Genomic DNA, 10,092 nt, shown 5'->3' with positions numbered 1-10,092 from the left:
GTGATCAGAAAACGACACGGAATGTGAAAAGCTACACGTAGAGGTTCCATGACTGCGCGTTCGTCAGCCCAGAGTAGGCGCCAGCACGTTCGCCGCATACCCGATGCCGGAGAGGTCACAGATATCACGAATCAAGAACAACGGCGGCCAGGAAGTCAATTCGGTTATGGCCGCGCTAAAGGCACGAAGCTCAGCTTTCCAACCTGACCCTCCGAACCAACCTCCAGCCTAGCTCGCAGGGCCGCACCACCGCACAGGCCAGCTCCGGGGGAAGACAATACCATCCACTCGACCGCATAGCCGCTATCGGTGTGAGTTGCCGTTTGCTTAAACGAAGCTGCCGAGTAGAGACGCAACGCCTGCTTCCACCACGCACCGAAATCTTTTTCCTTTGGATCGAACGGAACATCCTGACACTGTCGCTCGGCAGCTTGTTTTAGATCGAGGAGACCGATGGTCGGAGTCAGCGGGAGGCGCTCTGGGTTCACTTCTCGGTAGAAGTCCGCCAGAGCTTCGGCTTGGTCGGGCCTGGATATCTTCAGTTTCAGAGTCCCCATCAACCTATTAAAATCGGCCTTCGACTCCGCGAAGCCGTGGATGAGATAGGTACTCCCGTCGAGGGGATTGACGGCAACCAGAGACACAGGATCGTCGATGTCCGTAAGGATGTGATGGACGACAGAACGCTCCTTGATTTCGTCACCCACCGGACTCACTTTGTAGATGAACTCTGACCCGGCCAGCCCTCCCGCGATTGCCGCTAGCTTTTGCTCCAAATCCTCGTCTCTTTGGATGCCTAAAAACTGCCCAGGCCGAAGGTAGCCCAAATGTGGCCGAGCAGCCCTTAAGGCTTTCTCTCGTGCGGCTTGCTCGTTCACCTGTGCGCCAGCCGATACTTTCAGAGCTGACATTGCGAAGATAACAAGGAACAGCTTTTTCATCTTCATTGCAGCTCCTTTTTGCGATATTTTTCGATCTGCTTCACTGCCTTGTTGATGTCCTTCTCGTTGGCATGCCGCACTGCGTTGGCACGTTGCTCCTGAGGCCTACTATCGTGAGGCTGTCCACGTTCGGCCTTCGCATCCTTACCGAACTGAGCTGGGTTCTGCTGCGCCTCTCCAGCATGAACGCTCTCGTGGATCATGACGCCCGGAGTGTCACCCTTTGAAGTGTTGTTGTCGATAGTGATGGTGGCTCCCGTCAGCGTCGTTTGGGGAGGATCATTGTTCATCTGCGTTGTCTGGATATCCGGCGCAGTATTGCCTTGAACGGTTGTGGTCAGCGTCTGTCCGTTCGGCAGAATTGTCACTGTCGGCGGGCCTAAATCTCCGCTCTGGATCATGAGGTTTGGAGCATCCTTGCCGACGTAGCCGGATAGGTAACTGCTCGTGTTCGGATTCGCCAAGGTCGCCGTCACCGTATCCCGCACCAACTGCGAATTCTTCAGGTTGTCGGAATAGATGATTTCGTGCCCATCGTCATCCTTCTGAGAGAGTGGGTTGTTGAGCACATAGCCGTACAAGTTCAAGCTCTGCGGATTGTCCAGCTTTGAGTATGGTACGGCTTCCGGTTTATCGGCCCAGTCGGGCGACATCCAACGCCCCATAGAGCTTGTGTAGTACCTTGCCCCGAAATAGTCCAGTCCTGATTCAGCGTCCCGCTCTTTGCCGGTAAATCTATATCGATCGGGAGTTATCTGGTTGTCGAGTTCCTGTCCGAAGGGCGAGAATTCGCCCTTCCAAACAGGCCACCCGCCTTTACTTAATTCCAACTGCGACGTACCAAGCAGATCACTCAGAAAATACATGGTTTTCGACGGTTGGCCAGCAAAATCTGATGGATCGGTTACTTCTTCCGATACGCAAGTAAGGTCAGGGGTGGGGACGCCCGAGCCGACTGTTGGACAAGAGCCAGTCGGCTCACCACCTATGATCTGGGTCACGGTGCCGTCACTGCTGGTGATTGCCATATCCATAACCATGATGTCGAACCGTCCTGCAGGTCCCTGGTAATTGGACATTCGAAGAACGCCGATCGTCCGATTGGCTACAAAGGCGCCTAGGTTGATCACCCGATTCACCCACTGATCCGAGGTGCTTTCCTGATTAAAGCAGTCCCCATGATTGTCTGGGACGCATAACGTAGAAGTATCAGTAGTATCTGTAAATCCCATGGAAAGACCTGCGTTGGCGTTGCGCACCCACATGCGAAATCCGAGCACATCGCCCGCCTTTACCGTGTAGTTCGCCGGGATGGGTAGTACACCCGTGTCCAAGCGGTAAGCGTCGCCCCCTGTTGAATTAGTTCCAGAGAGATGGCTACGAACGATGGACGTCTTGGCGCTAACGATCTTCTTACCATTCGCATAGATATAGTCGGTCCAGATGCCATTCTGATTTTTCTCTGCCAATACCCGGCCGTTGGACCAAATATATTCGGTATACTGCTGGCTGCCGTAGCCGCCTTGATCCTTGCGAATCCGGTCACCTAACGCGTTGTAGGTATAGCTCGCTGCGGCGTTGTAGGTATTATTCATGATCTGCTTTTGCGTCTGTGTGATCTGGTTCTCCGCATCGTAGATATAGGCCTGGGCATTATACCCTTGAGCTCCGGAACAAAGAACATTTCCGGCTAGATCGTAGCCTAGATTTGCGGGATCTATTGCATAGGCGTTAGACGACGGACTGCAGCCGAAGGAAGAGGCGGGTAATCGATTGTTGATGAAGGGGGCTATGGGATCGTAGTTCGGCATATTGATGCCGCTCGTCTGAGTTAGGTTTCCAAACGAGTCATAGTTGAAGGTCTGGCTCCGGGGCCCGCCGGCCATCAAATTCGTGTTCCAAGTTCGTACGCGGTTCAACGAATCATACGTGAATCCCTGTGACCGTTGACCACTTCCTTGACCTACGTTTGTGGCGTCGACAATGCCCCAAATATTTCCGTTGTTGCCAGGAGTGTCACTGCAGGGGCTACCAGTGGTTGATGAAAAAAAATATTGATGGTTCATTATGATTTGACCTCCCAAACTAGGTGAGAGGAAGGCGTTGCTTTCACAAGTCTGAAGTCGGCTATTCTGGGCAAGTTGCTCTGTTATGCCGTTACCGTAGATGATGCTTTGCGGTGATCCGTTGGCGAAGTAGGATATTGATGTAATAAACGGACTTGAGCTTGCGGCCCCACTTATGGGTACGGCGGTCATCGAGACAGATTGCAGACGACCGGCGAGGTCATACCCCTGTGTTATGCCTCTGCGATCTGGATAAGTTAACGATGTCACATGACCAGCGAGATCATAAGTGGTACTAATCTGCTGGCTGTACGAGCAGTCGCTGGGAATACAGAATGTCTGCCGGATTACGCGGCCCATCGGATCATAATAGAAATCGTTTGCCCCATTTATATCGTTTGAAGCATGGACAAGATGCCCTTTGGCATTGGGATCTATCAGCGTGTCGCCGTCGTAGAAATATTCATAGTGGATTGAGCCGTCAGACGATGTTTTCGCAATTAGACGATTCAGTACATCATAGCCATAGTTGATGGCGATGCCGCGGGCATCTGTCTTGCTGATTACGTTTCCATTGGCATCATAGATATAACCGACGTTGCCGGTTTCAGGATTCGTGGCAGAGTTCAGGCGCGACAAGCTGTCGTAGATAAAACCACGCGTACGCGGAACCTCGCCTGAAACTCCGTTTTGATTCACGGTACGCAGATTATTGAGTGCGTCGTACACATAACCCGTCGAGGCACCCGTCGGCTCTGTAACGTTTGTCAAACGACCCAATGCATCGCTTGTTCGCTGCCACGGGTTTCGCGCCTCATCATAGGAGGTCGTGACATTACCGTTATAACTCCATTGCAAATAGCTGCTTCCAGCAACACAAGGAATGTTACTGCCATTGTCAGGATTGCACTGAAGCAACTTTCGCCCCAGGGCATCGTAGTTGTAGGACGTCCACCCATATGTCGTTTCAGTTGAACTCTGATAGGGATTAGAGGCCCTGGAAACCCGGCCAAATCCATCATAGCTGGAGACCGTGGAGATAATGCCGGAATTGGTAAACAACTGATTTTCAATAGTATGACCGACCCCATCCAGTACGGTCTTCGTTACAATGTTGGGATCAGGCGAAGCCGCGGTCGTTGTGGTGAAACTCGGCGATGGTCCTGAATCGCTATAAGATGTGGTGGCTCCACCACCGCTTGCGTCTACGACTTGGGTTAATCGTAGCCAAGGATCGAAGGACGATCCTGAACATCCACCAATTCGATAGCAGAATGTAGTGACGTGCGAATTTTCGCCAACCGAACTTCGTAGCTTTCCATCATTGAAGCCATACTGAAATCTGCTGGAATGAACGGCCCCGTTGGTAGATGGGCGGGTTACTGCAGTTAGATAAGTGTTTGTGTTGCCAGAAGGCGATCCGTAATCGTTCGTGAAGTTATCGGCATAGGAAAGGGTAGTAGGGTGTCCATCAGGATCTGTTATGATCACCGGCTGCCCGGTTGCATCATAGGCAATATGCGTTATCGAGCAGCGATTCGGATACTCAGAGAACCTGTCGCAGGATCAACAATTTCATTGAGAGATCCTAGGTAATCGTGACCTGTGTTCACTGCCGGTGTAGATGTGAGCGCAGTCACCGCTGGAACCTGAGCAGAAACGCTCACGGTTAGGCCCGAAAATACCCCATAGAAAGCAGTCTGAAGTAGGAAACTCGAGAGAAAAGCGTACTGCGGCGCGAGCCGCCTAAATGGCGAAGGAAACATTGTAACTCCTAGGAAACCCTCTACGGCTAGGTAACCAACAACCCTAGACCCAATAGTTGCTAATGTCGATTGCAATTTGGTGAGGGTCGGACAAATTGATTGTCCGGTCTTTCAGGTTCCTATCGGACGATGCTAAGATCGCTGATTTTAAGCCGTGGAAGTCTGCCTTGGACGTATAGCAGTGCGACCAAGTTTATCTGGCCATTCGAAGAGCGACGATGGGTCGAAAAACGAGTAAACTCTCGTCTTCTCTTGCTGCATGGTTGATTTCACGCTGCACCGAATGGACCAGTCAGAGAATCTCATGCATCATTCGTTGAAGCCTGCGGTCACTGATCTAGCTTTTGGCGTGATCGCTCGAGCTCTTCAACAATAAGCTTCTCGTCCGGAGCCACGTATGATGCCGCGGCTAGTACTGTCACTTTCAAATTATTATGTTCTTCTGTACTTTGGTGAAGTGGGTGGATGACTAGTCGAGTTCGCCGTTAGGCCTATACAAGCCACGCTGGAGGACATTAGGTTTAAGTAAGCCGAAGTTAGCGCGGTCGTGTTTCGTCGTTCTGACGAAGACAGAGAAGCTTCACTTCGGTATGGTTCGGTAGCAGCGTCCCTTGGGCCATGGGAAGCTTCCACCCACCTCGTTCTTACCTGCGGACGGACGCGCTGCAAAGAAGCACCAAATGTATTGATGATCCCAAATGTCGATCAAAGCTACAGCATCGACCGAGGGGAGCAAATCATGCTACTGGGGCGTTTCTTCCATTTCCCTCCAACAGAGTCAGTTCCGGACATCCTTGGTGTCGACGATATCGAGAGCAAAGTTTTGTCGGTACTTGAGTCCGTTGGAGTTCAGAATGATTCGGATAGCGCGCGACATCCGCCGATTCGATCCGATTATCTTGCCGGTGTCCTTCGGATGCACCCGAACCCGAAAAACGATGTTCTCATTGCATGGAACGATCACAATCTCAACATCCTCAGGTTTATCTACTAGAGATCGAGTTACTGCCAGAAGCATCTCGTAAACTTCAACGACTCCTCCAGTCGTCATATCATGATTTTCTCAGAATTGATGTCTCCCGCTTATATCCATCCGTATGGGAAGAACCGATCCGGACACAGAAGCTTGGGGCGTTAGCGTGCGATTTTTGATGTTTGGTGTGTTGGGATGCTTACCAGCCGGAACGACCGACCTGTGGACTCCGGCTGCTCATCCAATTTGAACCCGTCCTGAGGGTCAACGACGCCCAGGTTTATCTCGGTCGAAATTGTCGAGGCAGCTACCTAACAAATCCCATAGCCGAAGTACACCGTAATATCCCGCTCATCGGTAATGTCAGGATGGGTATTTTTGATGTCATGAGCATCATGGAACCTTAGTTCCATTCCAGAGCCACGGGTTTGAGTGCCCTCGAAGGACATTCGCAGCACTCCATTGAGCTACTTCTATAAGGTCGCTAAACTTCCGCAGCTCACCAGAAGGCATGATCAATTCGCATGCAATCAATTTCTCTTCTTCGGGGCGCCGGGGATTCGTCACAAAATGCACTGCCCATAGACAGAGACAACGGGCGTTGCAGAAGTAAATCTCTCCCTGCTCTTCTGCCAGCACATAGCCATCAGGCGGCACCTCCGCCATATCAAAGGAACAGACTCGAACTTTGGTTGCGACGCCCATTATTGTCATTTCCGCTCACAGTCCAAAATTATCATTCACGGCAATCTCGATATCCTGATCAGACCCCAGATACCGCTCGGTGGTCTGGATGGACGAGTGCCCGAGCAGGAATTTGATCTGCTCCAGATCCCCGCCACTCTTCCGGCAAAGCTTGGCGCAAGTTCGGCGGAGGTCATGAGCGCCGAAGTGCTCGATCCCGATTTGCTTGGATGACTGTTCAACTATCGACCAGACCGCCCAGTCGCTCAGCGTGTCGCCATTGATCTTCCCGCTTTTGGAGACCGACCGCAGCAACCGGCCGTCTTCGATGCCCGCCGCTGTCATCCAGGCATTGATGCCCAGTTTGACCCAGATGGGAACAGCCACCGTCCGGATCCGCCGGCCTTTACCCTCAAGGTCGGCCAGCACCCACCTCCCTTCCCTCTGTTGAATCGTCTCGATGTCGAGCTCGGCCAGTTCGTTCCGCCGCAAGGCGCAGCCGACCAGCAGCGCCAGAATCACGTAGTCGCGCTTCCCTTTCAGGGTCGACCGGTCGGGGACGGCCAGCAGATCCTTGGCTTGCTCGCGGGTCAACCAGTTTCCCAGCCGGGTTCCCTTCTGGCTAATATGGGGTCACTACACCAAACGTCAAAAATCGTACGCTAAGAAATTTCGATCAATCCTTTGAGGCTGTGAAGGGTCTTAGAGGCCTGAAGGCACCCTTTCGGAGACGGCCAGTGGACTGCCAGGTATAGTCGCCGGTCAGATTGATGTGTTCCCAGCCAATGGGCGACAGGTGTGCGAGAGATTCATCGTCGATAGTGATGCCGTGCTCACGCAAGGCGGCAACGGCGCGTTCCAGATACACGGTATTCCAGAGCGTGATGGCCGCGACGATCAAATTCAGGCCGCTGGCGCGATAGCGCTGGTTCTCGAAGCTGCGGTCGCGGAGGTCACCTTGGCGGTTGAAGAAGACGGCCCGCGCGAGAGCGTTTCTGGCCTCGCCTTTGTTGAGGCCAACCTGGACACGCCTGCGGAGTTCGGGGTCTTTCATCCACTCCAGCATAAAGAGTGAACGTTCTATCCGCCCGATTTCGCGTAGCGCCGTGTGGAGGCTGTTCTGGCGGGGATAGCTGGCGAGCTTGCGGATGATGAGGGACGCCGTGACTGTGCCGTGCCGGATGGACGCTGCCAATCGCAAAATCTCTTCCCATTGTGTTCGAACCAGCTTCAGATTGAGCTTGCCGCCGATCAGTGGAGCGAGCGTGGGATGGTCGCGCTCCTTGCCTGGCACGTAGAGCCGCTTGTCGGCAAGATCGCGGATGCGGGGCGCGAAACGAAAGCCCAACAGATGGCAGAGCGCAAAGACGTGATCTGTGAAGCCAGCGGTGTCGGTGTAATGCTCCTCGATCCGCAGATCGGACTCATGGTAGAGCAGGCCATCGAGAACATGCGTCGCATCACGGGCATTCGCGGCGATAACCTTGGTATAGAAGGGCGTGTACTGGTCGGAGATGTGGGTGTAGAAGAGCACGCCCGGCTCATTGCCGTAGCGGAGATTGACCTGCCCGGACTGCTCTCCGCGCCCGCTGGCGCGGAAACGCTGGCCATCTGACGACGATGTTGTGCCTTCTCCCCAGTGCTCCGAGAACGGGTGCCGATGATGATGGTTAACCAACTCGGCGAGTGCCTTCGTATAGGCTTCGTCCCGAATGTGCAGCGATGCAAGCCAATCGAGCTTCCTGGCAGTTGTGCCAGGGCAAGCTTCAGCCATCTTGGAGATGCCGAGATTGATACCGTCGGCGAGTATGGCGGTGAGCAACAGGAGTTGATCTTTCGCCGGCTCGCCGGTCTTCAGATGAGTGAAATGCTTGCTGAACCCGGTCCAGCGATCGACCTCCAGGAGCAAGTCTGTGATTTTAATATGTGGGAGCAGGGCGTATGCGCAACGCATCAGAACACTCGCTTCGTCGGGCACGGCATTGGCTATAGGCGATATCTTCAAACCGCTCTCGGTGACGGCTGCATCAGGCAGTTCGCCGCGTGCCGCCAGCCCATCCACTTCGTCGAGAGACTGTTTGAGTAGCGCAACCCTTCCCTCCACATAGGTGTCGCCATTGTGCTCAACCGGCAGTGACAGGTTTTGTTGTGTCCGGAGTTCTGCGAATCGCGAAGGCTCAAGCAAGTACGCATCGAAGTCTTTGAACTGGCGGCTGCCCGCCACCCAGACATCGCCTGAACGGAGGCGGTTTTTCAACTCCGTCAGCGCGCACAGTTCATAAAAACGGCGGTCTATCCCATCGTCCGTTACCACATACGGCCGCCACCGCTGGCTAATCCACTCCAGAGACGCGTCTTGAGGAACAGAGCGGCTTTTGTCTCGATTCATCCTGCGAAGGATATCGACGACCTCCAACAGTGGCTGAGCCGCGGGAGCCGCACGAAACTCGAATATGTCGAGCATGGCTGGCGTGTACCGCCGCATCTGCGGAAACCCATTTGAGATGAGGCCGAGAAAATCGAAGTCTTCGGGCTGTGCCAATTGCTCCGCCTCGGTGACTGTCCGTGCGAAATCAACCCACGAAACGATCTTCTCGATTGCGGCAAAAGGATCTGCTCCGTCTTCCTTCGCCGCCAGGAGGGCCTGTCCTATGCGGGCGTAAAGCCGCACCTTTTCATTGATGGCTTTACCTGAAGACTGAAACGCTTCATCACGTCTGCGGCGGGCTTTGTTGAAGATGGAGCCGACGAACCGATCATGAAGATCGAGGATTTCGTCGGTTAGCGTGGAGCTTGCTTCGAGCAGAACCGCAACAAGAGTTCCGTAACGGCGTGGATCGTCGAAGCGAGCTATATGCTGCGGGGTTGTGGACGCTCCTTCGCGGGCGAGTTGCAACAGCCGGTTCTGATGGATGAGCTGAGCAAGATCTGAGCGTAATTCGAGATTGCGAATGTGTTGTAGCCGCTCGATATGAAACAGGATGTTTTGGCTGGTTGGTGCGCCTGGAGGAGAACGCAGCCATGTGAACGTGCTGACTTTACTCCCGCCCCGGAGTTTCAAAAGGGCGTCGAGTTCATGACGTTGGCCGTCGCTCAAACCTGTAGTGAGAGTCTCGAACAGCAGGCGCTCGGAACGCACGATGACTTCGGCACACAACCGCTCCAGCACCGCCAGTCTTGGGATAACGACGGATCGCCGCCGGAGTTCGTCGATCCCAGCGCGGACAAGGACAACACCGCGATTGGTTTGTAGTGCTGTCGCCATCAGCCAAGTCGCAAGTGAGCGATAGTGTCCAATGCCGAACGAGCGTAGTCCGTAATGAAGCTGCAACTCGGCCAGGTGCTCCCTACGGGTTTCATCACGCTCTGCATAGCTTGCCCACGCACCAGCAGAAAGCCCGAGTTGACGAGCCAAGAAGGTAAGAAGTTCTGTAGGCGGATTCTCACCAAGAAGCAGGGCCCGCCCTGGATACCGTAGCATGGCTAACTGAACAGCGAATCCTAAGCGGTTTTGGGCTCCTCGCCGACGCCGAATTAGGCTGAGATCCTGATCGGTAAGGACGTAATGTTCAATCAGACCGGCACGATCGAGTGGAACAGCTTCAAGAGCCTCACGCTGTGAGGATGAGAGGAGTACACGCGGCGCCATAGAAGGGTCTACC

5 protein-coding genes are annotated in these 10,092 nt (G+C 53.8%); 1 reads left to right on the top strand and 4 read right to left on the bottom strand.

The window, feature by feature from the left end; translation table 11 throughout:
* Window positions 1-164 precede the first annotated feature (164 nt).
* Window positions 165-947, bottom strand: a complete 783-nt coding sequence (locus HB393_RS24345) for a hypothetical protein (RefSeq protein ID WP_213807826.1) — start codon at window positions 945-947, stop codon at window positions 165-167.
* Entirely contained in the window at window positions 944-4,498 is a 3,555-nt protein-coding gene (locus tag HB393_RS24340; protein WP_213807825.1) for an RHS repeat-associated core domain-containing protein, read from the bottom strand. The genes HB393_RS24345 and HB393_RS24340 overlap by 4 nt, the downstream gene beginning before the upstream one ends.
* Window positions 4,499-5,458: 960 nt before the next feature.
* On the opposite strand from HB393_RS24340, the gene HB393_RS25445 reads away from it, so the two are divergent.
* Complete coding sequence (locus tag HB393_RS25445; RefSeq protein ID WP_255551579.1) at window positions 5,459-5,767, top strand: hypothetical protein; 309 nt, start codon at window positions 5,459-5,461, stop codon at window positions 5,765-5,767.
* Window positions 5,768-6,466: 699 nt separating this feature from the next.
* Here the strand turns inward: HB393_RS25445 and HB393_RS24330 are convergent.
* Complete coding sequence (locus HB393_RS24330; RefSeq protein WP_255551578.1) at window positions 6,467-7,024, bottom strand: site-specific integrase; 558 nt, start codon at window positions 7,022-7,024, stop codon at window positions 6,467-6,469.
* 82 nt (window positions 7,025-7,106) lie between these two features.
* On the bottom strand, window positions 7,107-10,079 hold the full coding sequence (locus HB393_RS24325; RefSeq protein ID WP_213807823.1) for a Tn3 family transposase: 2,973 nt from the start codon (window positions 10,077-10,079) through the stop codon (window positions 7,107-7,109).
* Window positions 10,080-10,092 lie beyond the last annotated feature (13 nt).

This window comes from Granulicella sp. dw_53, assembly GCF_018449545.1.
Classification (GTDB): domain Bacteria; phylum Acidobacteriota; class Terriglobia; order Terriglobales; family Acidobacteriaceae; genus Edaphobacter.
This window is presented reverse-complemented; position numbering and strand designations above follow the sequence as displayed.